At 53.2% G+C, this 19837-nt stretch carries 24 protein-coding genes; 11 read left to right on the plus strand and 13 right to left on the minus strand.

The features are described 5' to 3' along the window. Positions 1 to 126 precede the first annotated feature (126 nt). Positions 127 to 426 (plus strand): chorismate mutase, encoded by a 300-nt coding sequence (locus AB1763_04685; protein MEW5832113.1) that lies wholly within the window; start codon positions 127 to 129, stop codon positions 424 to 426. Positions 427 to 475: 49 nt separating this feature from the next. On the opposite strand, the gene AB1763_04690 is transcribed toward AB1763_04685, so the two are convergent. Beyond that, positions 476 to 1696, minus strand: a complete 1221-nt coding sequence (locus AB1763_04690) for a dihydroorotase (protein MEW5832114.1) — start codon at positions 1694 to 1696, stop codon at positions 476 to 478. 73 nt (positions 1697 to 1769) lie between these two features. On the opposite strand from AB1763_04690, the gene AB1763_04695 reads away from it, so the two are divergent. From AB1763_04695 to AB1763_04705, 3 genes are read left to right on the plus strand one after another with little or no spacing between them, the layout of a single operon-like run. After that, positions 1770 to 2117 carry a c-type cytochrome gene (locus tag AB1763_04695; protein ID MEW5832115.1) on the plus strand — a complete coding sequence of 116 codons (348 nt, stop codon included), beginning with the start codon at positions 1770 to 1772 and terminating at the stop codon, positions 2115 to 2117. After that, entirely contained in the window at positions 2114 to 3160 is a 1047-nt protein-coding gene (gene lpxB, locus AB1763_04700) for a lipid-A-disaccharide synthase (protein ID MEW5832116.1), read from the plus strand. Before AB1763_04695 ends, lpxB begins: the two co-directional genes overlap by 4 nt. Continuing rightward, the gene (locus tag AB1763_04705; protein ID MEW5832117.1) at positions 3157 to 3687 is read left to right on the plus strand and encodes a hypothetical protein; all 531 of its coding nucleotides are present in this window, start codon (positions 3157 to 3159) and stop codon (positions 3685 to 3687) included. Before lpxB ends, AB1763_04705 begins: the two co-directional genes overlap by 4 nt. A 3-nt stretch (positions 3688 to 3690) precedes the next feature. Here the strand turns inward: AB1763_04705 and AB1763_04710 are convergent, their stop codons facing one another. Then, positions 3691 to 4074, minus strand: coding sequence for a thioredoxin family protein (locus tag AB1763_04710; GenBank protein ID MEW5832118.1), 384 nt, complete (start codon positions 4072 to 4074; stop codon positions 3691 to 3693). After that, positions 4074 to 5879 carry a protein-disulfide reductase DsbD gene (gene dsbD / locus AB1763_04715; protein ID MEW5832119.1) on the minus strand — a complete coding sequence of 602 codons (1806 nt, stop codon included), beginning with the start codon at positions 5877 to 5879 and terminating at the stop codon, positions 4074 to 4076. The genes AB1763_04710 and dsbD overlap by 1 nt, the downstream gene beginning before the upstream one ends. 142 nt (positions 5880 to 6021) lie before the next feature. Here dsbD and AB1763_04720 point away from each other — a divergent pair, with 142 nt between their 5' ends. Together AB1763_04720 and ppk2 are read left to right on the plus strand one after the other, a co-directional pair. Beyond that, the gene (locus AB1763_04720; protein ID MEW5832120.1) at positions 6022 to 7938 is read left to right on the plus strand and encodes a thioredoxin domain-containing protein; all 1917 of its coding nucleotides are present in this window, start codon (positions 6022 to 6024) and stop codon (positions 7936 to 7938) included. 40 nt (positions 7939 to 7978) lie between these two features. Beyond that, positions 7979 to 8890 carry a polyphosphate kinase 2 gene (gene ppk2 / locus AB1763_04725; GenBank protein MEW5832121.1) on the plus strand — a complete coding sequence of 304 codons (912 nt, stop codon included), beginning with the start codon at positions 7979 to 7981 and terminating at the stop codon, positions 8888 to 8890. 33 nt (positions 8891 to 8923) lie between these two features. Here ppk2 and thrC read toward each other — a convergent pair whose 3' ends face one another. After that, positions 8924 to 10396: a threonine synthase gene (gene thrC, locus AB1763_04730; protein MEW5832122.1), complete on the minus strand. Its 1473-nt coding sequence runs from the start codon at positions 10394 to 10396 to the stop codon at positions 8924 to 8926. Positions 10397 to 10563: 167 nt separating this feature from the next. Here thrC and AB1763_04735 point away from each other — a divergent pair, with 167 nt between their 5' ends. The 5 genes from AB1763_04735 to AB1763_04755 all read left to right on the plus strand — a co-directional run bounded on the left by AB1763_04735 (position 10564) and on the right by AB1763_04755 (position 16446). Next, positions 10564 to 12564, plus strand: coding sequence for a nitrate- and nitrite sensing domain-containing protein (locus AB1763_04735; GenBank protein MEW5832123.1), 2001 nt, complete (start codon positions 10564 to 10566; stop codon positions 12562 to 12564). Between the two features lie 97 nt (positions 12565 to 12661). Then, positions 12662 to 13831, plus strand: coding sequence for an FAD-dependent oxidoreductase (locus AB1763_04740; GenBank protein MEW5832124.1), 1170 nt, complete (start codon positions 12662 to 12664; stop codon positions 13829 to 13831). 462 nt (positions 13832 to 14293) lie between these two features. Then, positions 14294 to 15451, plus strand: a complete 1158-nt coding sequence (locus AB1763_04745) for a tyrosine-type recombinase/integrase (protein MEW5832125.1) — start codon at positions 14294 to 14296, stop codon at positions 15449 to 15451. 93 nt (positions 15452 to 15544) lie between these two features. Then, positions 15545 to 16099: a hypothetical protein gene (locus tag AB1763_04750; GenBank protein ID MEW5832126.1), complete on the plus strand. Its 555-nt coding sequence runs from the start codon at positions 15545 to 15547 to the stop codon at positions 16097 to 16099. After that, positions 16096 to 16446 (plus strand): hypothetical protein, encoded by a 351-nt coding sequence (locus tag AB1763_04755; GenBank protein ID MEW5832127.1) that lies wholly within the window; start codon positions 16096 to 16098, stop codon positions 16444 to 16446. Before AB1763_04750 ends, AB1763_04755 begins: the two co-directional genes overlap by 4 nt. Before the next feature lie 11 nt (positions 16447 to 16457). Here the strand turns inward: AB1763_04755 and AB1763_04760 are convergent, their stop codons facing one another. The 9 genes from AB1763_04760 to AB1763_04800 are packed head-to-tail and all read right to left on the minus strand — an operon-like array spanning position 16458 to position 19826. Then, positions 16458 to 16691, minus strand: a complete 234-nt coding sequence (locus AB1763_04760) for a hypothetical protein (protein MEW5832128.1) — start codon at positions 16689 to 16691, stop codon at positions 16458 to 16460. Beyond that, positions 16688 to 17032, minus strand: a complete 345-nt coding sequence (locus tag AB1763_04765; GenBank protein ID MEW5832129.1) for a hypothetical protein — start codon at positions 17030 to 17032, stop codon at positions 16688 to 16690. Before AB1763_04765 ends, AB1763_04760 begins: the two co-directional genes overlap by 4 nt. Positions 17033 to 17034: 2 nt before the next feature. Continuing rightward, the gene (locus AB1763_04770; GenBank protein ID MEW5832130.1) at positions 17035 to 17250 is read right to left on the minus strand and encodes a hypothetical protein; all 216 of its coding nucleotides are present in this window, start codon (positions 17248 to 17250) and stop codon (positions 17035 to 17037) included. Then, positions 17243 to 17809 (minus strand): glycosyl hydrolase 108 family protein, encoded by a 567-nt coding sequence (locus AB1763_04775; protein ID MEW5832131.1) that lies wholly within the window; start codon positions 17807 to 17809, stop codon positions 17243 to 17245. The genes AB1763_04770 and AB1763_04775 overlap by 8 nt, the downstream gene beginning before the upstream one ends. Beyond that, positions 17802 to 17981 carry a hypothetical protein gene (locus AB1763_04780; GenBank protein MEW5832132.1) on the minus strand — a complete coding sequence of 60 codons (180 nt, stop codon included), beginning with the start codon at positions 17979 to 17981 and terminating at the stop codon, positions 17802 to 17804. The genes AB1763_04775 and AB1763_04780 overlap by 8 nt, the downstream gene beginning before the upstream one ends. 3 nt (positions 17982 to 17984) lie before the next feature. Continuing rightward, positions 17985 to 18329, minus strand: a complete 345-nt coding sequence (locus AB1763_04785) for a hypothetical protein (GenBank protein ID MEW5832133.1) — start codon at positions 18327 to 18329, stop codon at positions 17985 to 17987. Next, positions 18329 to 18592, minus strand: coding sequence for a hypothetical protein (locus tag AB1763_04790; GenBank protein MEW5832134.1), 264 nt, complete (start codon positions 18590 to 18592; stop codon positions 18329 to 18331). Before AB1763_04790 ends, AB1763_04785 begins: the two co-directional genes overlap by 1 nt. After that, positions 18592 to 18966, minus strand: a complete 375-nt coding sequence (locus tag AB1763_04795) for a hypothetical protein (protein ID MEW5832135.1) — start codon at positions 18964 to 18966, stop codon at positions 18592 to 18594. The genes AB1763_04790 and AB1763_04795 overlap by 1 nt, the downstream gene beginning before the upstream one ends. 2 nt (positions 18967 to 18968) lie before the next feature. Continuing rightward, positions 18969 to 19826: a hypothetical protein gene (locus tag AB1763_04800; GenBank protein ID MEW5832136.1), complete on the minus strand. Its 858-nt coding sequence runs from the start codon at positions 19824 to 19826 to the stop codon at positions 18969 to 18971. Positions 19827 to 19837: the final 11 nt, after the last annotated feature.

Below are 19837 nucleotides of genomic sequence, written 5' to 3' on the forward strand. Positions count from 1 at the left end.
TATAAAATATCAAAAAAAATACCAAATAAGTTAATTTTATATCAATCAGTGTGATAACTATGTGATATTTTCCAAATTACCGCATTCATGCTATGATAACGCCAACCCATTCCCCAAAGGAAAAGCATGCAAGCCGCAGAGTGCCACAGTTTAGAAGAAGTACGCCAGTATATCGACCGTCTGGACGATCAGATCGTCGAACTGATCGCCGCGCGCAACGCTTACGTCAAGCAGGCTGCCCAGTTCAAACATTCGATCGAGGAGATTAAAGGTGAAGAGAGAATGGAAGCGGTCATGGACCGCGTCCGGCTCAAGGCGATGGAGTCGGGGGTATCCCCCAATCTCCTCTCGAAACTCTATAAAATAATGATAGACGAAATGGTCGAAGCGGAAATTTCGGAATTCCGCAACGCCAAGTCATTGTAATGCAACACGCTTCCGGATCCGCGAGGAATCACCGTTCCGGATGCCGTACTCATTCAAACCGCGTTACTTCGCCGCGGCAGAGCGCCGCCACCACTTTTCCCCGAAGCATTTCGTTTTTGTAGAGACTGTGATGGTGCGATACGGAGGTTGTCCCTTCGGGATCGAACACGATCACGTCCCCTTTTGCGCCGAGCGCGATTTCACCGCTTTCGATCCCGATATGGCTCCCCGGAACGCGCGACGCGACTTCGGCGAAGCGGGATACGGAGATCGTACCCGGTCGAATCAGGTAGGTATAGCACAGCGGAAGGTACTCTTCGATCGCAGTCGTACCGAACTGCGCGTCGTAAAACGTAATGTCTTTGTGAACGTCCGAATTAGGCTGGTGAAGGGCGCTGAGCGAAGCGATCGCGCCGTTTCGGAGCGCTTCGAGCAGCGCGAGGCGTTTGGCCTCGTTCACCAGCGGCGGATTGATTTTGGCGTCGGTATCAAATCCCAGGCACGCCGAATCGTTTTTCAGCAGGTGGTGCAGCGAGACCTCGCACGATACGTCGACCCCCTCTGAACGGGCGTTGGAAACCATTTCCACCGTTCGGGGCTCCGTGACGCTTTTGAAGACGATCCGTATGCCGAAATGGCGGGCGATCTCGATCATCGAGGCGACGTGTACCACTTCCGAAAGGGGGGAAATTCCCGGAAGTCCGAGCTGCGAAGCGATTTCGCCGTCGCTCATGACGCCGCTCTCGTGCAGACTTTTATCGGTCGCTTTGTAAAACAGCGTCCTGTCCGCCATTTTCAGATACTGGGCGATACGGCTGATGCGGTTGTAATCGTCGATCGTATCGGTATGAACGGCGACCGAACCTTTTTTGAGCATGATCGCGATATTGCTGAGGCTCCCCTCTTCGTTCAGGGCACTGAGGGTTGATTCGATGGTCGCACCGTGTGCGAGATGGCGGTGCTGCTGTACGAACTCGAGGGTGATTTCGTCATCGATGCGCGGCGTGCAATCGCTGGCCAGTACCGCCGTCGTAACGCCGCCGCGAAGTGCGCGGCGGGAGAGTTTTTCGAGGTTGGTCCGGTTGAGCTGCGCGTCTTTTAACCGAACGTCGGTATCGACCAGTCCGGGGAACAGATAACACCCCTTTGCGTCAATCGTTTCGTCTCCGTGCAAATCGTCGCCGATTTCGGTGACGATCCCCTCTTCGATCCGGACATCCTTTCTCCGTTCCCCGTGAATATCGCAAATAACCGCACCCGAAATGATCATAGTTGCTCCCGTTCGCTATAATTACGTTATTGTAGACTATGAATGGTTAAAGGCACCTCTAAAAATGGCGAAAATGTTGTTATTTTTGTTTCCGATGATCCTTTTCGCGGCCGGAGATCTCTACACGCAGGGGAAAAAACTCTATTTTTCCAAAGGGTGCAACGGCTGCCACGGCATTTCGGCCGCCGGCTCCGCCCAGTACCCCGCGCTGGCGTATCGGCGCAAAGCATTTCTGGCACACAAACTCAAAGAGTACCGCGCCAAAAAAGGTTCCACCCAGCTTTCCCAGATGATGATCCCTTTTGCCATGGGGCTCAGCGACCGCGAAATCGACGCGCTCACCACCTTTTTGGGCGAATACCGCGAGGGGAAAAGCACCTATACGCCCGATATGAGCAACCGGGGAGACGGAGGATCATGAAGCTACTCGTCAGCGCCCTGGAGCATTCCGCAAACGTCCATTTACGCTATCTAGTCCGGGAATTGGGCGAGGAGGTCGAATTGTGCGGCATTTTCGACTCGTCGCTGGGAGAGAGTATCGTCGATCTGCGTTCGACCTCCGTCATGGGGTTCGTTGACGCGCTCAAAAAACTCCCGTTTTTCTTCCGCCTCAAAGACCGGATGCTCGAACTCGCCGCGACGGCCGACAAAGTGCTGCTGATCGATTCCTCAGGATTCAATCTTCCGCTGGCCAAAGCAATCCGGAAACGGTATCCCGAAAAAGAGATCGTCTATTACATCCTCCCCCAGGCATGGGCATGGAAGAAAAAACGGATCCCGGTACTGGAGCGAACCATCACCCGGCTTTGTTCCATCCTCCCCTTCGAGCCCTCGTATTATTCGAAGGAGGCCCCGATCGAATACGTCGGACATCCGCTGCTCGACGAGATCTCCCTGCGCAAGCCGGACCTCACCCACAGCGGCAAAATCACGTTCATGCCCGGCAGCCGCCCCGGAGAGATCAAACGGCTCATGCCGGTTTTCCGGGAGCTTCGGCCGATGCTCGAATGCACCGCGCAGCTCGTCATCCCTCCCCACTTTACCGCCGGGCAGGTAGAAGAACTTTACGGCGACATCGCCGGATTCGAAGTGGTCCATGACGCCCACCGAAGCCTCGTCGAATCCGATTTCGCTTTTATCTGCAGCGGTACCGCAACCCTTGAAGCCGCACTGATCGGTACGCCGTTTGTCCTGGTCTACATCGCCAAAGCGCTCGACTACGCGATTGCCAGACGGCTCGTGAAACTCGATTACGTCGGGCTTGGGAATATCCTTTTTTCCCATGCTTTCGGCCGCCCGCTGCATCTTGAACTACTGCAAAACGAAGTGTATGCCCAAAACCTGTATAATGCCTACCGTCAAACGGATACGGCCGCTTTTTTCAGCGATGCCGAACGCCTGCGGGGGCTTCTGGGACACGGAAGCGCCAAACGCGTCAGCGAAATTATCAAGGATTCGAAATGATTAGACTCTTTTCATGGATGAAAACATCCCTCAAACGCTTCAAAGACGAAAAAATCGTCCCTTACATGTTTACGCTCAGCGACGATCCGATGCTGTTTCGGGATATGCTCAACACGAACAAAATGTACCAGGACGGACTGAAGCTCGAAGGAAAAATCCCCGGATTCCGTCTGAGCATCGGACGAAGCTACGTCGTCTTTATCGCGCTCTGGCACCTGATTCTCTTTCCCGCGTCGGCGATCTTTCATTCGGTACTGGCCAAAATCGACTGTCATCTCCTGATCCTGATGGCGGTACTGTTTACGGGGATGTTTTTCGCGACGTACGCGATGTTCAAAGAGTACATGATCGACACGGTCGCGCTGCGGATTATCAAAAAAGCGTGGGAGAACCATTTTCCCCATTTCGACTACGCTCTTCACGCCAAAGAGGTGGCGAAAATCTATTCCGAAGCACTCGACAAAGAGATACCGCACAAAAACCTGCAGCTCTACATTCTCGACCGGCTCGTCGAGGGAAAACGGTAAAAATTATTTTTTATACTTGTTCAAAATCCCCATAAACGTGGGGATATTCGCGGCACCGTCGTGGCGTCCGATTTTTTTGCCCGAGGCGTTCAGAAAATGGAACGTCGGCGTACCGATGTACGAAAGCCCTTCGGGGACGAAGTCTTTGTGAATGTCGATGTGGACGGGGACATAATATTTATGCACCTCCGCGCTGATCGCCTTCTCTTCGAATACCACGTCGTTCATGTATTCACACGCGGGGCACTCTTCGCGCGAGAGCATCACCATCACGTTCTTCTTCTCTTTTTTCGCCTGAGAAAGCGCCGCGTCGTACGACGAAGCCCATTTGAGTTCGGCAAACGCGCACGAGGCAACGAGGGACAAAGCGAGTACGATTTTTTTCATCAGAGTTTCCCTAAATGATCTAAAAATTCTCCGGGTTCTTTAAACCCGACAATATCGGCACTTTTCATCCGCGTGCCGTTCTCGTCGAAAAACAAAATGGCCGGAGGTCCGAAAATGCCGTATTTGGCGCTGATCGCTTTGGCCGCATCGTCGTTGGAAGTGAGATCGACTTTGACGAGAACGAATCGGTCCATCGCGGTTTTGACCCCTTCGTCGCTGAACGTTTTTTCTTCCAGCTCCTTGCATGCGGTACACCAGTCGGCATAGAAATCGACCAGAACCCGCTTCCCTTTGTTTTCGGCGAGGATCGCTTCGAGTTCCTCGATGGAGGTGATCTTTTCAAACGTTTTATGCTGTGCGGCTTCGACGTTCACCGTCCCTTTTGCGGGGAGGAACGGATCGAGGGGATGGAGCGGGTCTTTGGCCCCGCTCATGCCTCCGAGCAACAGCGACATCCCGTAAAGGAACAAGATGATCCCGAGCGCTTTTTTGTTCGCACGGTGGCAGCGGATGCAGCGTCCCCGGATCGGTTCGAGGGCCCCGATATTGACCGCTACGAACACCGCGAGGGCTCCCCAGAGCATCATCGAAATGTTTTCATCGAGAATCCGGCTGATCATCCAGATCGATACCCCGATGAGCATGACGCCGAAAATCGATTTGACGGTATCCATCCACGGTCCGGGTTTGGGCATGAATTTGCCCGCGCTGGTCCCTACCGCAATCAGCGGAATCCCCATCCCGATGCTCAGCGCGAACAATGCGACGCCTCCGAGCAGCGCATCCCCGGTCTGACCGATGTAGATCAGTGCTCCGGCAAGCGGTGCCGCGACGCAGGGGCCGACGATCAGGGCGGAGAGGAATCCCATCACGGCAACGCCGAGAATACCGCTGCGGCGACCACTGATCTGGGTGATGCGCGACTGGATCGCGTTGGGGATCTGGAGTTCGAAGAGATCGAACATCGACATTGCCAGAATGACGAAAATCAGCGCGAAAAGGGTGATGATCCACGGCGTCTGGAAGGCGGCCTGAAGATTGGCGCCGAACAACCCCGCGAGCACGCCGGCGATCGTGTAGGCGACCGCCATCGCCAACACGTAGACGACCGAAAGCCAAAACGCCCGTTTGGTCCCGAGCCCTTCGCCCTGGGCGACGATGACCGAGGAGATGATGGGGACCATCGGAAAGACGCACGGCGTCAGGGCGAGCAAAAGGCCGAATCCGAAAAAGCTCAGGAGGATAAACCAAAGGCTACCCCCCTCGATCACCTGTGCGATCCGATCGGTTTCGGATTTTTCTTCGACGGCGGGCTTGGGCGCCGGGGCCAGATCGATCTCGCCGGAAGTGACCGCAGGGGCTTTGAGGATCGACGAGCCGTCTGCGGGAAGAAGCTTGGTAGCATCAACTTTGACGTTAAGGACGACCTCTTGGGGTTCGTAACACAGCCCTGCGGCCGAACATCCCTGATAGGATAGTTTGACTTTGAATTCTTTTTCCCCTTCAACCTCGCCGCTGCGGGCCAAAGCGATCCGGATCGCGGGAGAGTTTTCGAACACTTGCTCCCCTTCATGATCGACCGGATCGGCCATGGTGACGGCTTTGAAACCGATACCGTCTTTGGGATCAGCATCTTCGACCTTCACTTTGTCGGCGTACAGATAAATCTGGTCGCCAAGCTCGATCTCGATTGCCGCCGTCTGATCGTCGGCCATCGAAATTTTGGGTTTAAATGCCTCTTCGGGCTGTAAGAACCCTACCCCGTACAGGGCGAAAGGAAGAAGGAACAACCATAGGAAACGCATAGCAAAACCTTATTCTGAATATCTTGCAAATTGTACCGCATAAAGCTGTAGCAAAGCCTTTTGAGCAACATTGTTAATATTTTTCAGCTTTCTCATAGCATCGGGTGTTACACTAGCGCAACTTTATCACCGGGAAACGAACATGTCCAACCGCCTGGCCCACGAAGACTCCCCATATCTGCAGCAACACAAAGACAACCCGTTCGACTGGTATCCGTGGTGCGACGAAGCGTTTGAACGCGCGCGAAGCGAAAACAGACCGATCTTCATCAGTATCGGCTACAGCAGTTGCCACTGGTGCCACGTGATGGAGCGCGAAGTATTCGAAAACGACGCAATTGCCGAGTTCGTCAACCGCCATTTCATCTGCATCAAGGTCGACCGGGAAGAGCGCCCCGACATCGACAAACACTATCAGGAACTGCACATGCTCCTCAACCGCCGGAGCGGCGGATGGCCCCTCTCGGTTTTCTGCACCCCCGGCAACAAGCCGTTCTACGCCGCAACCTATATCCCACCGTACAACCGGGACCGGATGATGGGATTTAGCGAACTCTCGGAAATCATTGCGGCCAAAGTGGCCGAAAATGACGAAAAGCTGTTTGCAAACGCCGACGAAATCGCTTCGTTCCTCCGTCCGGACGATACGCCCCCTCAGGCCACCCCGCTCACCGAAAAAATCGCCCAACTCTACCTCAAACAGGCCCGCCACAATTTCGACGAGACCAACGGCGGGTTTTCGGCCGCTCCGAAATTCCCCCATGTTTCGACGCTGCGGACCCTGTTGCGGCTGGAGCGTCTCTATGGCGATCCGATACCGGGGGAGATGGTACGCCGCTCCCTGCATCAGATGGCGCTGGGAGGGATGTACGACCTCATCGACGGAGGATTCTGCCGCTACAGCACCGATGCGTCGTGGCTCGTTCCCCATTTTGAAAAAATGACCTACGACAACGCATTGCTGTGCGCCCTCTACGCCGAAGCTGCCGAGGTTTACGGCGAACCCCGTTTCATGGCCGTAGCCCGCGAAATCGCCGATTTCATGATGGCGTTCATGTCCGAACAAGACCTTTTTTACAGCGCCAGCGATGCCGACAGCGACGGCGAAGAGGGAAAATACTTCGTTTACGCCTACGACGAAATCCTCGACGCGCTCCACGCGTGCGGCGTTGCCGATCCCGAACACGCGGCGCACCTTATCGGCCCCGGGCCCGAGGGAAATTTTGAAGGGCACTGCATCGTCCGTCTCGCCTCACCTGAGCGCCCCGAATGGTTCGACGCGGTGCGCGGGTACCTCGCTTCGTTGCGCAAAGGGCGGAACTATCCGTTTGTCGACCGCAAAGTGATCACCGCATGGAACGCGATGATGATCCGCGCCCTTTTTGTCCTGGGGCGAACGGAAGAACGCTACCTCTCCCAAGCCAAACGGAGCCTTGAAAAACTCCTCGCCTCCATGGGCGAAGGGGATCTTTTCAAACACTCCGCACTCATCGGCAAAACCGCCAAAATCGACGGTTTTCTGGAAGACTACGCCTATCTTTGCGCCGCGTTGCTCGAAGGGTACCGCACCACCTTGTACGAACCCTATCTCGTCGATGCCCAGCGTTACGCCAACAAAGCCCTCGAACTTTTTTACCGGGAAGGAAAATGGTATTTCAGCCGCGGGGCGTTCACGACCGAAGCCGAACTCGACGACGGCACCTACCCCGGTTCCATGGCGGTGATGGTCGAAGCGCTGATGGATCTGGGGACGCTGATCGATCCCAAATACCGCCGCTTCGCGTTCAAAAGCCTCGAATTCGCTTCGCTTAAACTGATGAAAACGCCGATCTATTTTCCGACGCTTACCCTTCAGGCCATACGATGGCTTCATCCCGACCGCCTGGTCAAGGGCCCTGCTCACCGGCTCACCGCCTTGGAAAAAGCCCCGGTTTACCCCTTCGTACTGTACCGAAACGACGAAACGCTTTCTGCGTACCTGGTGTGCGGGGAAAACGCGTGCTATGAGACGACCGCCGACGCCGCGTCCCTTGACGGGATCATCCGCTCGACGTTATAATAGCCAAAACACAGGAGCGAGGATGGGAGCAAAACACTCGATGGCCACCGCGGAGATCGCCGCAGCCGATAAAATCGAGGACATCGTCCACGAAGACCGGCGCAAATCACAAAACCCGAAGCCCGTCAAAGAAAAGCGGCACAAAGGGGACCAAGAGGAAAGACTTCCCGTCTGGGTCAAAAAATCGGTCCTCGAATACGAACAGGAACTCAAAAAACTCCAGATCGAGCTTCTCAAACTCCAAAACCATGTCAAAGAAAAAGGGCTGAAAATCCTCGTCATCTTCGAAGGGCGCGACGCGGCGGGAAAAGGGGGAACGATCAAACGGATCACCGAGCACCTCAATCCGCGCGGTGCACGGATCGTGGCGCTCGAAAAACCTTCCGACGTCGAAAAAACCCAATGGTATTTCCAGCGCTACGTCGCCCATCTGCCCAGCGCGGGGGAGATGGTGTTTTTCGACCGCAGCTGGTACAACCGCGCGGGGGTCGAACCGGTCATGGGATTTTGTACCAAAGCCGAGCACAAAGAGTTTCTTGATCACGTCGCCGAATTCGAGCGGATGCTCGTCAACTCCGGGATCATCCTCTTTAAATTCTATTTCTCGGTTTCGAAAGAAGAACAGGCCCGCCGTTTCAAAGAACGCAAGACCGATCCGCTCAAGCAGTTCAAGCTTTCACCCGTCGATGCCGCTTCCCAGGAACTGTGGGACAAATACACCGAAGCCAAATACCAGATGCTCCGAGCCTCCCATACGGGAATCGCCCCCTGGGTCATCGTCCGTTCCGACAACAAGAAAAAGGCGCGGCTCAACTGCATCCGGCATATTCTTTCCAGCATCGAATATCCCAGCAAAAATCCGCCGGACCTGAGCGTATCCAAAAAAATCGTCGTGTGGGGGGCCGAAGAGATCAACCGGCTCGAAACCGCGCTCTCGAAAAAAGAGAAATAAAAAAACTCCCGCCCGAGGCGGAAGGGAAGCGGATCAGTTCAAGAAGGAGAGGATTTCGTTTTCGATGTTTTCTTTATCGATCACGGTCGCCTGGGTGATGGGTTTGGTGAAGAGCCCTTTGATCATCGCGGGGATCGGGGTGGAAGCGGTTTTGGAAATCGCTTCGAGGGCGTCGATATCACGTGCGCCCGTTTCTCCGGTGAGCGCATTGGCGATCGTCGGAGAAAACTTCGTCCACTCGGCGGTCGAATAGACGATCGTTTTGATCGGTTTGGTCGCGCAGCAGTCATACGCTTTGAAACAGGTCGCCGTATGCGGATCCATCAGGTATCCGCCGTCAAACGCCTCCTTGATGTACCCTTTGCCTTCGGCACCGTTGCAGTAATCCGCGGCGAACAGCGACTGAAGCTTCATCGTCTCGTCGTCGCTCAGGGCATAGAAACGTTCGCTCTCAAGCCCCTTCATCAACTCTTTGGTCCGATCGGCTCCGAAGAGATCGAACAAAATCCGCTCGACGTTGCTCGAAATGAGGATGTCCATCGCCGGAGAGGTGGTCGGTACGACCTTCTCGCCGCGCAGATCGTAACGTCCGGTGTTGATGAGGCGGGTCAACACGTTGTTTTCGTTCGAAGCGATGATGATTTTCTCGACCGGAAGTCCCATTTTGAACGCGTAGTATCCCCCCAGAGCATTCCCGAAATTTCCGCTCGGAACGTCGAGATAGACTTTTTCGCCCATGGCGATGACGTTCTGGCGCACCAGTTCGAGGTAACTGTGGATGTGGTAGATGATCTGGAAAATGATCCGCCCGAAGTTAACCGAATTGGCTGCAGAAAGGGAGATATGTTTCGTTTTGAGGGTCTCTTTGAACGTTTGTGAGCCCAACAGCCGTTTCAGCGCACTCTGGGCGTCGTCGAAATCCCCTTTAATCCCGATCACTTTGAGGTTGGGGGCATCCTCGGTCACCATCTGGAGCCGCTGTACGTCCGAGGTTCCGCCATCGGGGTAGAGGCAGGCGACGCGGACGTTGGGACGGTTTTTGAACGTCTCCAGCGCCGCAGGACCCGTATCGCCGCTTGTTGCCGCCAAAATCAGATACTCTTCGCCCCGTTTTTGCGCGATGGAGCTAAGCACTACGCCGAAGGGCTGAAGCGCCATATCCTTGAACGCACGGGTCGGACCGTGATAAAGTTCGCTCACAAAGAGGTCTTCGCGGACTTTGACCACCGGAACCGGATTGGCGGGGTCATCGAATTTGTCGTACAGCGAAAGCGCTTCGTCGATCACCGAAGATTCGATGTCGATCGCCAAAGTGGCGAGCAAATCTTTGGCCAATTCTTTGTACGAGGAGTTCAGATGCTTGTTCAAAAAAGATTCCCCAAGATCGGGGAGCTCTTTGGGAACGTACAATCCGCCAAACGAAGCGATAGGGCTCAAAATCGCTTCGGAGAAGGTGATTTCCAGGGGGTGATTTCCGTCGTTTCCGCGTGTTTCAATAAATTTCATCGTGCCACTTTTAAAATTTTTGGGTGATTATAACAAAGAGGCTCTCACGGATGGCTTAGGGCGCAGCGTAATCGGTTGATTCGTCGACTGGATCGCGAAATGCATCGCGACAAGGGTTAATACAGTGTCCGTCCGCTAAAATATCAAAAAAATATCAAAGGAGCACGATGCACTCGATCAGCATTATCAACCGGCTACGCCTATTGCTGTCGGTTCCGATGTTCCTGATCGTGCTGGCCTCCCTGGCCTACGGATATTATCTGTTCAACCAGATGAATACGCTGCAGACGCTGCATAAAAGAGTCGATCAGATCAAGTACGTCGCGGTGCTGATCCATGAATTGCAATCCGAACGTTCCCTCAGCACGGCGGCCCTGACCCGCAGCGGTGGAGAAACGGAACCGGCGTTGCAGCTCCAGCGCGGCAAAGTCGATCGCGCGCTTCGAAACCTTAAAAGCGCCTCCGACAGCGAAACGACCGCTTTCAAATCCTCCTGCGCGACGTTCGACACCCTCCAGCGCCATCGGGGCAACGTCGATAAGCGTTCGGTACGCCCGATCGATTCGTTCGACTACTATACCCGCCTCATCAGCCAGATGCGTTCGGATTACCTCGCCATCGTCCTCACCGTCAGCGACGTATCGCTGCGAAACGACTTTCAGGCCTACACCAACCTCATGGCCATCAAAGAGACCCTCAGCCAGATGCAGTCTCTGCTGAACACCTCTTTCTCCCAAAAGCGGATGGGGCATGACCTCTACGTCCGACTGATCCTCTCCAAAGGAGAGCACGATACCGCCGCGGGACGTTTCGAAACGCTTGCCTCCGAACGGTTCCGCTCCATGTACCGTAAAACCTTCACAGGGCCCGACATCAACACCACCTACCGGATGATCGACCTCTCGATACGTTCCCGGCACGAATCGCCCGCTATGGCTCCCGCCGAATGGCTCCGCATCTCCGCCCTGTCCCTCGAAAAACTCCGCCTGAGCGAAAAACACAATTTCGCGGTTATCGAAGACAAACTTCATACCCGCATCTTCGAAGCACGCGAGTATCTCGTCATCGTCATCGCCCTCCTTTCACTGACCATCGGACTGATCCTGTGGCTGGGGTACCGGATCGCCGACAACATCCGCAAAAACTTCAAACTCCTCGACGAATACAAAAACGCCGTCGACCGCAGCAGCATCGTTTCCAAAACCGATAAAAAAGGGCGGATCACCTACGCCAACGAAAAATTTTGCGCCATTTCGGGATTCAGCCACGACGAGCTGATCGGTAAACCGCACAGCATGGTCCGGCACAAAGACATGCCCAAACAAACCTTCAAAGAGATGTGGGCGACGATTATCAAAGGGGACCCCTGGCACGGCGTCGTCAAAAACCGGACCAAAGAGGGGTCGTATTACTGGGTTGACGCGACGATCAATCCGATCCTCGACCACAAAGGGAACATCGAGGAATTCATCGCGATCCGCAGCGACATCACCGAAACGATCCGATTGCACGAAGAACTCGAACAGACCCAGCAGGAGATGATCTCCCGCATCGGGGAGATCGGCGAAACCCGCAGCCGCGAAACCGGCTACCACGTCCGGCGCGTGGCGGAATACTCCCGATTGCTCGCGCAGAAATACGGCCTGAGCGAAGAAGAAACGACCGTCCTGTCCAACGCCAGCCCGATGCACGACATCGGCAAAGTGGGAATCCCCGACCACATCCTGAACAAACCCGGCCCGCTGACCTCCGAGGAGTGGGAAATCATGCGTACCCACTGCCGCATCGGCTACGACCTCTTCCGCGATTCGTCCAAGCCGCTGCTCAAGGCCGCCTCGATCATCGCCTACGAACACCATGAAAAATACGACGGCTCGGGATACCCCAGAGGACTGAAAGCCGAAGAGATCCATATTTTCGGACGGATTACCGCGGTAGCCGACGTTTTCGATGCTTTGGGAAGTGACCGCTGCTATAAAAAAGCATGGGAACTCGACGACATTCTCGCCCTGCTTAGAAGCCAGCGCGGAACCCATTTCGATCCGGTGCTGATCGATATCTTTTTCGACCATCTGGACGAATTCCTCGCGATCCGGGACGCCTACAGCGAAAAAAATCATTACCCGCAGCAGAACGTTCCGGAATCGGCCGCAACGGAGAAATCATAATTAAGTCAAATTTTTATAAAAAGTCTATATTATACAAAACAAACCGGGCTCCTTTCAGAAAGCCCGAAAGATTCAATTCTAAGACGTGAGAGCATCCATGAAAAACGTGACCATCCTCGGCGGCGGAATCGCCGGAATCGAAGCCGCCATCTACTATCGCAAAGAAGGTTTCCAAGTCGAACTCATCAGTGACCGCAGCTATCTGTTCGTTTATCCTATCGCGATCTGGATTCCCGTCCACCTCAACCGCTTCGACGACGCCACCCTTTCACTGGACCGGCTCGCCGCACGGCACGGATTCACACTGACCATCGACCGCGTTAGCGCACTCAACGCCGCAACCCGTACCATCACCCTCCAAGAAGGGGGCGAACGCACGGTAGAACACCTCGTCATCGCGATCGGGGCGGGCAAGATGAAACACGAAGGGATCGCCCATACCCTCTCGATCTGCGGTGCACCCGAACAATCGCTCCAGCTCAAAGAAAAGATCGACGCCCTCATCGCCCGAGGCAGCGGCAAAATCGCCTTCGGCTTCGGCGGCAACCCCAACGATCCCAGCGGAGTGCGCGGGGGACCGGGATTCGAACTCTTTTTCAACCTCCATCACCGTCTCAAAAAACTCGGCATTCGCGAAAATTTCGAAATGACTTTTTTCGCACCGATGCCCTCTCCCGGCGCCCGGATGGGGAATAAAGCCCTGTGCATGATGGATACGATGTTCAAGCGCAACCGTTTCGCGACCCGTTACGGCAAAAAAATAAAGCGATTCGAAGCCGGGGAAATCGTGTTCGAAGACGACAGTACCCTCGCAAGTGACCTGACGATGTTTATCCCCGCCGGAGACGGTTCCGAACTGGTCAGAAACTCCGATCTGCCGCAAAACGCGGCCGGGTTCATCCGCATCGACGGCCACTGTGAAATCGAAGGGGTGGAAGGGTGGTACGCCATCGGCGACGCCGCCGCGCTAGAAGGCCCCGACTGGAAAGCCAAACAGGGGCACATCGCCGAAATCATGGCCCGCAACGCGGCCCACAACAGTGCGGTCTCTTTCGGCCTCAAGCGCGAAGCGAAAAAAACCTATCACGGCCATCTCAACATCCTGTGCCTGATGGATATGGGCAACGGGGCGGGCTTCGTCTACCGCGACGACGTCAAAGCCCGTCTTATTCCGATGCCGTTCTTCGGACACTGGCTCAAAATCGGGTGGGGATGGTATTACAAACTGTCCAAAATGGGCTATATCCCCAGATTGCCGGGGCTGTAAGAAACAAGGGGGCATACAGAAAGAGCCCCATAAAATAAGTGTTTCCGCTCCGTTTTACTGTTACGATTTGAAGGATATGCGAAAAACCTATTTACGGGATATGGAACTTTATACGATATGGCATCAAAATGGCATCAAAAAAAATAATGGTTGGATTGTTTGTGGATACGTTGATGCGTTTTGGAAGCGTTGGATAACGGACACAATTCGGTAACACAGATAAATCAGCTTTGAAGAATGGCTTAAACAGGGATTTTCAAGAGGGATGGTGCGGTCGAGAGGACTTGAACCTCCACGACATTTCTGCCACTAGAACCTGAATCGAGGATTCAAACTATTCTTAATTGAGCATTTTGCCTATATTGCGGTATTTCTTTTGCCTAATATCTATTCCTAACGTATCCTTTTTGGGTACAATCATTCCTCAAAAGTTGCACCCCAAATTGCACCCGAGGAATAGAAATGGCCCAACGTCTCATCAAAGTAAATCTCAGGGGATACCAATGCCGCGGCATCTATTTTGAAGACTCGCAAAACCTCTTCGAATCCTCCGAAATCGACGACTCCTATCCTCATCAAAAAATCAAACCACCTTTTAAAATCATCCTACGTACTACAGTCATGAAGCGCGGGAAAAAAGTCACTTCTAAAAAAACATTCTCGTTCACTGATAAGGGTATTACTTTCAAACGCGCAGTTGAGAAAGTGTCTGGACTACGAGACAGCTTCCGCGACGATCTCACTTTTAAACGCAAAGAAGAGGTGAAAAAAAACGTGACGCTCAGAGAGGCGTGGGATCAGTACATCTCGGAGCGAGATGCGAATGGAAAGTTATCGAAACAAAACATCGACATTCAAAAGCTGGTATTTGACAAATACATGGAAGAGATAGAGCATCTCCCCGTTTCGCAGATAGAGACTGAAGACCTGCAGCAGATCGTGAACTCTATTCTGGCATCAGGGAAAAAACCCCGCACGGCAAAACTGATCCAGGACTATCTCAGGCCTTTTTTCAAAGCGGCGAAGATATATCCTAACCCAGCTACGGATATTGAGCTACCTACATTCGACAATACGGTCCGTTTCGAATTATCGAAGCCAAAAGCAAAAGCTCTGGTGCAGGCAATGTCATCTTACCCAGAGCCAACAATCCGGGGGGTAATGTCTTTTTTGCTGGACGGCAGACGTCTTGGAGAGATTCTGCTCATGGAGTGGACATCGGTCAATATTCCAAGCCGATCGTACACGGTTCAGTCATTCACCACGAAGAACCGCAAAACAGCCCAGTATCAGCTCAGAGATGACACGGCGGAAGTATTGGACGCAATCCCGAAGATATCGAAGTACATCTTCCCGGCACGGATCGACACGAACAGACCGATGAGCAAGGAGACGTTCCGGAATCACTGGGTCAAGATTCTGCAAAAGCTGGACATCAATATGAGAATCCACGATATCAGGCACCTTATCGGCGGCACCCTGGTAAACTCAGGGGCGACGCTGGAACAGATCGCCGCGGTGCTTGGACATAGCTCTACGACGATCACAAAACGGTACTCAAAAGTCAAAAAAGAGACGGCAGCAAATGCGCTGAACCAGTTTCACAATGCTATGAAATAATATAGATACGTTTAGATAATCTAAACATTTTAAACACTATTTAAGTTTAGATAATCTAAACTTTCGGTATATCAATCGAAAGAAGGGGATCGGATGAACTGGCAATCAATGACAATGAAAGACCTGGAAGCTGCCGTAGAAGTTTTAAAAGAGCTTCCGTACAAAAACCTTGCGATCGGGCGGGCATATTCTCGCGGCTTGTTCGGACTGGCCTACGACTCCATAGGGGAACTTATGGGGGAAATGGAGAGTTTGACAGAGTTCGACACGATCGAAGAATATCGCTCGCATCTCGAAGATGTTTTTTATATCTCGGATGACGAGGATGAGGACGATGATCGTGAGTACGTGGCTGAGTGTATAGCCAATGCAGAGAAGACCGGTGCTCCGTTTGCCGTGTATAGTAACGGCCGCGAAGAGATTTACACGAAAGATGGAGACCGAGAGGTGATCAATGAATACCTCTCGGACGCGATGAACGGCCACAGCTTCTCCGGAACCAAAGAGGAAGCTATCGAGCTGATCGAGGAGCAGATCGCCACAGGCTCTATACTTCCAATGCGAAAAGATGTCGCCGAAATCGTATCTTTCGTCGCCGAAAGATTCGAAGACGAGTTTGATGCCGCAAGATCAGAGGATGCAGAATGAAGGTCTGCATCACCTATTACCGGGATATCCCGATGACAAAAAAAGATTACGCCGCGCACATCGGCGGGGCAGTTCAAGGCGCATTTGAAAGCGGAGATGAGATTGAATCGGTGACCTTCATCCCCTTTGACAAATCCGATTACGCAGCATGGCTTGGTGATCGAAGCGACACGCAGGACAATCGGGCGATATGGGCAGGCGAAAAATTGCAGGTAAGGCCTACGACTCAACAGGAGCTGGCGGATTATCTCGGGGTTACAAAAGGTGCTGTATCCCAGTATGATCCGAAGAAAAGAAAGCTCATGCTGCTCGGGCTAGCTGTGTTAAAAATGAATGAATCTGTTTAGCGGATTCTAAATTACAAGCACTTCTCTAGCGCCGCCTTCAGATCATAAATAAGCCCGTCTTTCTTCGCACTGTTTTCCAGTTCGGCTTTCAACCATGAAGCATCACTCCCATCGTGCTGGCTCCACTTCGGATCTGCTGGCATCTTCGTCTCGCACTTCTTTGTGATCGTGATCGGTTCGCACGGTTTCGGCTCGGCGCACCCTATCAGCACCAGCGGAAGTGCCGCCATTCTCAACAGCTTCATCGTGTCGCCTCCTGATTCAATCGTGCTTCGCTGATGATACCCTGAAAATCGGCGCACTTCTCCCCGGTAGGAACGTATTTAATCTGGGTGACGTACTTCGGCTTGGCAGCCATAGTACGGTTGTATTCGGCATCTTTTGCCTGGGCGTCGAGTTTATCGCGGGCCATCCACGCTTTGAGATACTCGATCTCCCTTTTTGATCCGGACAGCTCCGCCTCTTTTGTCGAGACTGCCTGTTCGAAGAAGTTGCGCTCGCCTGTTGTCTTGAGCACATACGCGCCAGCTACAACTACTGCTATTGTGAGCCCGAGGATGATCAGCTCCCGCCAGTATAGCAGCACCATCACTTATCCTTCATAGACTTGGTCGTTACGGTACGAAGGTACCACCCCATCACCCCGATCGCGACGATGAAAAACCCGTAGTTATCATCACCGACGAGGGATCTAAACTCCCCCGTGTTCGCCTCTATCAGCCCCACCGCGACGAGCATCGCGTTGAATACCTGCGTTTTTGATTTCCACCAGTTGCTGAAAATTTTACGGATGATGTTACGCATTTTGAGCCCTCTCGATCCAGCCGTCCAGAAACACCCCCTGACTCGGATCGCGTCGCACGATCTCGCGCACCATCTTGACCCGCTCGGTACGCAGCAGCGTTTGGAGTGATTCCTGTGCTGGGTATGCGTTAATCTTCGCGGCAGTTGCCGGGCCTATATCTCCGTCTATTTTCGCCCCAACTATCCGCTGCACCGATTTGGCCGGTGAACCCTCTCCGCTGTTGACGGCCCAGTCGTAGAGAATGTTCGCTACTTCCTGCGACTTGATCCGGTCCCCCTCGATGTCGTCCCAAAAATTGACCAGGTAGAAGCGGCGCACAAGCTCTTTGAGACGTGGCTCTGCTTCGAGTATTTTGTCCACCTTACGCCAGCTCGATGGGGAGTGAATTTCGCGCGGGAATTTCGAGCGGTGCGCGTCGATTAGTTCCCACCCCTTCCACATCGGCCAGTATTTCCGGGCGATGCCGTGAAATGTCTCTCCACCACGGTCTCCGATGTGGTTCGCATAGCCCCCCTCATTCTCTGCAGTACGCGCATAGGCGATTGAAAAATCAGCCATTTTTTCTTCCTCCTTCGTAAAATTGAGCGACCAGCTCATGGAGCTGAACATTGTTTTCACAGAGCTGAATCAGCGTCAGTTCGTCCGATGCGAACTTCGCGTAGTCGGCGATGATCTTCCAGCCCTGCCATGCCGGGAACTCGTCGCGGCTGATTCCTTTGTAATCTTCCATCCGCTACCCCCTCTTCCCGTTCTCAAGGTAACCGAGGATCTTCCCCACTCCGGTTTCGATCGTATCAAACCGCCCGTCGATGTGTTTCTCGAACTGCCGGAACAGCTCTTTGGATACGTACTTGTCATCGCACTCCCGCGCCGTGATCGACGCGCTCTGTTTTGTCAGCAGTTCCACGATCGATTCGCCGTGTCCGTCGATCCTTCCCCCCAGCCCGTTGACCGAGTTCTTCAGCGACTCAATCTCCTTGCTGTGCCGCTCACCCTGTGCCTTCATCATGGCCCATGCTCCGGCAACCGACGCGATGATCCCGCCTCCACTTATGATCAGGCTCGTTTCTACAACCATCATTCCCCCCTTGACAGATAACAGTGATTGTATTCGAGCTTGGAAAGGCAGCAGCACACGACGTTATCTAACCGTGTTGCGATCCCTTTTTCTTTGCGGCGATGGATGTGTGAGCTGATCGTTTCGTCCTGCGATCCGTTCCAGATCAGAACGTTGAAGAACTGATCGATGGCGAGAGCGAGACGAAATCGGCGAGAGCGCTTCTTCATATCGGATTCAAATTTGTCATACAGCGTGGCGAGCTGTTCAGGCGTGCGTTCCATCAGATCACCACCGCGTTGATAGCTGCCTCAGTGGTGCAGGCGGCGATCTCCTGCCCTTTCGCCCACTTCCACTGATACAGATCAAGCCCGTGCTGTTTGATCGCGGCGATTACCAGATCATAATCACCGGCTGTTGCTGGATGATCCGCGCCATCAGCATCTTTGATGAATTGGAGTCCGAACTCTTGCCCAATCTCAAAATTTCTAAGATCAGCATATGATCCGTCTACATAATACCCAAGCCCAGTATCGACTCTCGGTCTGAGGCTTTTGGAGTTGAAAGCATCTCTCAACTCCTGCAGCTTGTCATCTTTCAACTGATCGAGCGTTTTCGGCGCAGGAAGAACCATATCGGTCGTAATTTTGATTTCCATGTTTATACATCCCCCCGGTAAATTCTGATTTTTGCACCCACTGGAATAGCCCCAGCTACTCCGGAAGCCAATGATATGCTTGTGACGTTTTGCACAGTTGAGGCCGTCATCCAGCCGGCCGACATGTCAAATGAGATATTCGAGTTTTTAGTCTTGGCGAACCAGTTCACGAATCCGTTAGCCAGCCTGATGTCGAGCGATGCCAAGATAGGAGCAGTATTTGACAACCCCCCGATATTTGGGGAGTTGTAAGTGGCTGTGGAAATAGCCCCACCGCTGCTGTTGGTGCGCTGGCAATAATAGTGCGTCAGCGTATTTACATTGTTAAAAAATACATACAGATACGCTGATGAAACTGGACTTAATGGGCTTTCAAATTCGACGCGATAACTTTTATGCGTGTTGATGTCGAGACCGCTGATGTCGATTGATGTGACCGCTGCTCCGGTCACCGTGTACTCGACCAGCAAAGTTTTCGCGTCATAGTAGGTATCGAAGTACGTTTTCAGCTTCGCGGCAAATCCGGACAGACTCACTCTCCGCAGCAATCCGGTCAGGCTATCGTAAAAACCGAACTCATCGGTGTCACCCGGTTCTTCTGATATTGCGGCGTGGATAGATGAGGCCATCACTCCAGAAAGCGTATCTTCGGTTACCACTGTCTTCCAGCCATCGTTGGCCGAATTCCTGAATTTCATTTTGTTGAGTAAACCGTCAAACCACGTTTTACCTTTTACGACTTCATTTGTCGGTTCCGTATCGCCTGCATTATTTGAGTTCAGCGTAGCCAATGCTTTATTGGCATTAGCTAGAAAAGTTACCCCGTTGCTATCGGGCAATACCGTTGAATCTTGCGCCATTTGTTTCTCCT

Source organism: Campylobacterota bacterium (assembly GCA_040752835.1).
In the GTDB taxonomy this organism is placed as follows: domain Bacteria; phylum Campylobacterota; class Campylobacteria; order Campylobacterales; family Sulfurimonadaceae; genus Sulfuricurvum.

Bases quoted from the DNA above. Each gene is read 5' to 3' on its own strand.
- AB1763_04705 (MEW5832117.1), top strand. From the start codon at position 3,157: ATGATTAGACTCTTTTCATGGATGAAAACATCCCTCAAACGCTTCAAA.
- ppk2 (MEW5832121.1), top strand. From the start codon at position 7,979: ATGGCCACCGCGGAGATCGCCGCAGCCGATAAAATCGAGGACATCGTC.
- AB1763_04720 (MEW5832120.1), top strand. From the start codon at position 6,022: ATGTCCAACCGCCTGGCCCACGAAGACTCCCCATATCTGCAGCAACAC.
- AB1763_04770 (MEW5832130.1), bottom strand. From the start codon at position 17,250: ATGCGTAACATCATCCGTAAAATTTTCAGCAACTGGTGGAAATCAAAA.
- AB1763_04735 (MEW5832123.1), top strand. From the start codon at position 10,564: ATGCACTCGATCAGCATTATCAACCGGCTACGCCTATTGCTGTCGGTT.
- AB1763_04710 (MEW5832118.1), bottom strand. From the start codon at position 4,074: ATGAAAAAAATCGTACTCGCTTTGTCCCTCGTTGCCTCGTGCGCGTTT.
- AB1763_04775 (MEW5832131.1), bottom strand. From the start codon at position 17,809: ATGGCTGATTTTTCAATCGCCTATGCGCGTACTGCAGAGAATGAGGGG.
- AB1763_04785 (MEW5832133.1), bottom strand. From the start codon at position 18,329: ATGGTTGTAGAAACGAGCCTGATCATAAGTGGAGGCGGGATCATCGCG.
- AB1763_04780 (MEW5832132.1), bottom strand. From the start codon at position 17,981: ATGGAAGATTACAAAGGAATCAGCCGCGACGAGTTCCCGGCATGGCAG.
- lpxB (MEW5832116.1), top strand. From the start codon at position 2,114: ATGAAGCTACTCGTCAGCGCCCTGGAGCATTCCGCAAACGTCCATTTA.
- AB1763_04790 (MEW5832134.1), bottom strand. From the start codon at position 18,592: ATGGAACGCACGCCTGAACAGCTCGCCACGCTGTATGACAAATTTGAA.
- AB1763_04800 (MEW5832136.1), bottom strand. From the start codon at position 19,826: ATGGCGCAAGATTCAACGGTATTGCCCGATAGCAACGGGGTAACTTTT.
- AB1763_04740 (MEW5832124.1), top strand. From the start codon at position 12,662: ATGAAAAACGTGACCATCCTCGGCGGCGGAATCGCCGGAATCGAAGCC.
- AB1763_04755 (MEW5832127.1), top strand. From the start codon at position 16,096: ATGAAGGTCTGCATCACCTATTACCGGGATATCCCGATGACAAAAAAA.
- AB1763_04685 (MEW5832113.1), top strand. From the start codon at position 127: ATGCAAGCCGCAGAGTGCCACAGTTTAGAAGAAGTACGCCAGTATATC.
- AB1763_04690 (MEW5832114.1), bottom strand. From the start codon at position 1,696: ATGATCATTTCGGGTGCGGTTATTTGCGATATTCACGGGGAACGGAGA.
- AB1763_04695 (MEW5832115.1), top strand. From the start codon at position 1,770: ATGTTGTTATTTTTGTTTCCGATGATCCTTTTCGCGGCCGGAGATCTC.
- AB1763_04760 (MEW5832128.1), bottom strand. From the start codon at position 16,691: ATGAAGCTGTTGAGAATGGCGGCACTTCCGCTGGTGCTGATAGGGTGC.
- thrC (MEW5832122.1), bottom strand. From the start codon at position 10,396: ATGAAATTTATTGAAACACGCGGAAACGACGGAAATCACCCCCTGGAA.
- dsbD (MEW5832119.1), bottom strand. From the start codon at position 5,879: ATGCGTTTCCTATGGTTGTTCCTTCTTCCTTTCGCCCTGTACGGGGTA.
- AB1763_04750 (MEW5832126.1), top strand. From the start codon at position 15,545: ATGAACTGGCAATCAATGACAATGAAAGACCTGGAAGCTGCCGTAGAA.
- AB1763_04745 (MEW5832125.1), top strand. From the start codon at position 14,294: ATGGCCCAACGTCTCATCAAAGTAAATCTCAGGGGATACCAATGCCGC.
- AB1763_04795 (MEW5832135.1), bottom strand. From the start codon at position 18,966: ATGGAAATCAAAATTACGACCGATATGGTTCTTCCTGCGCCGAAAACG.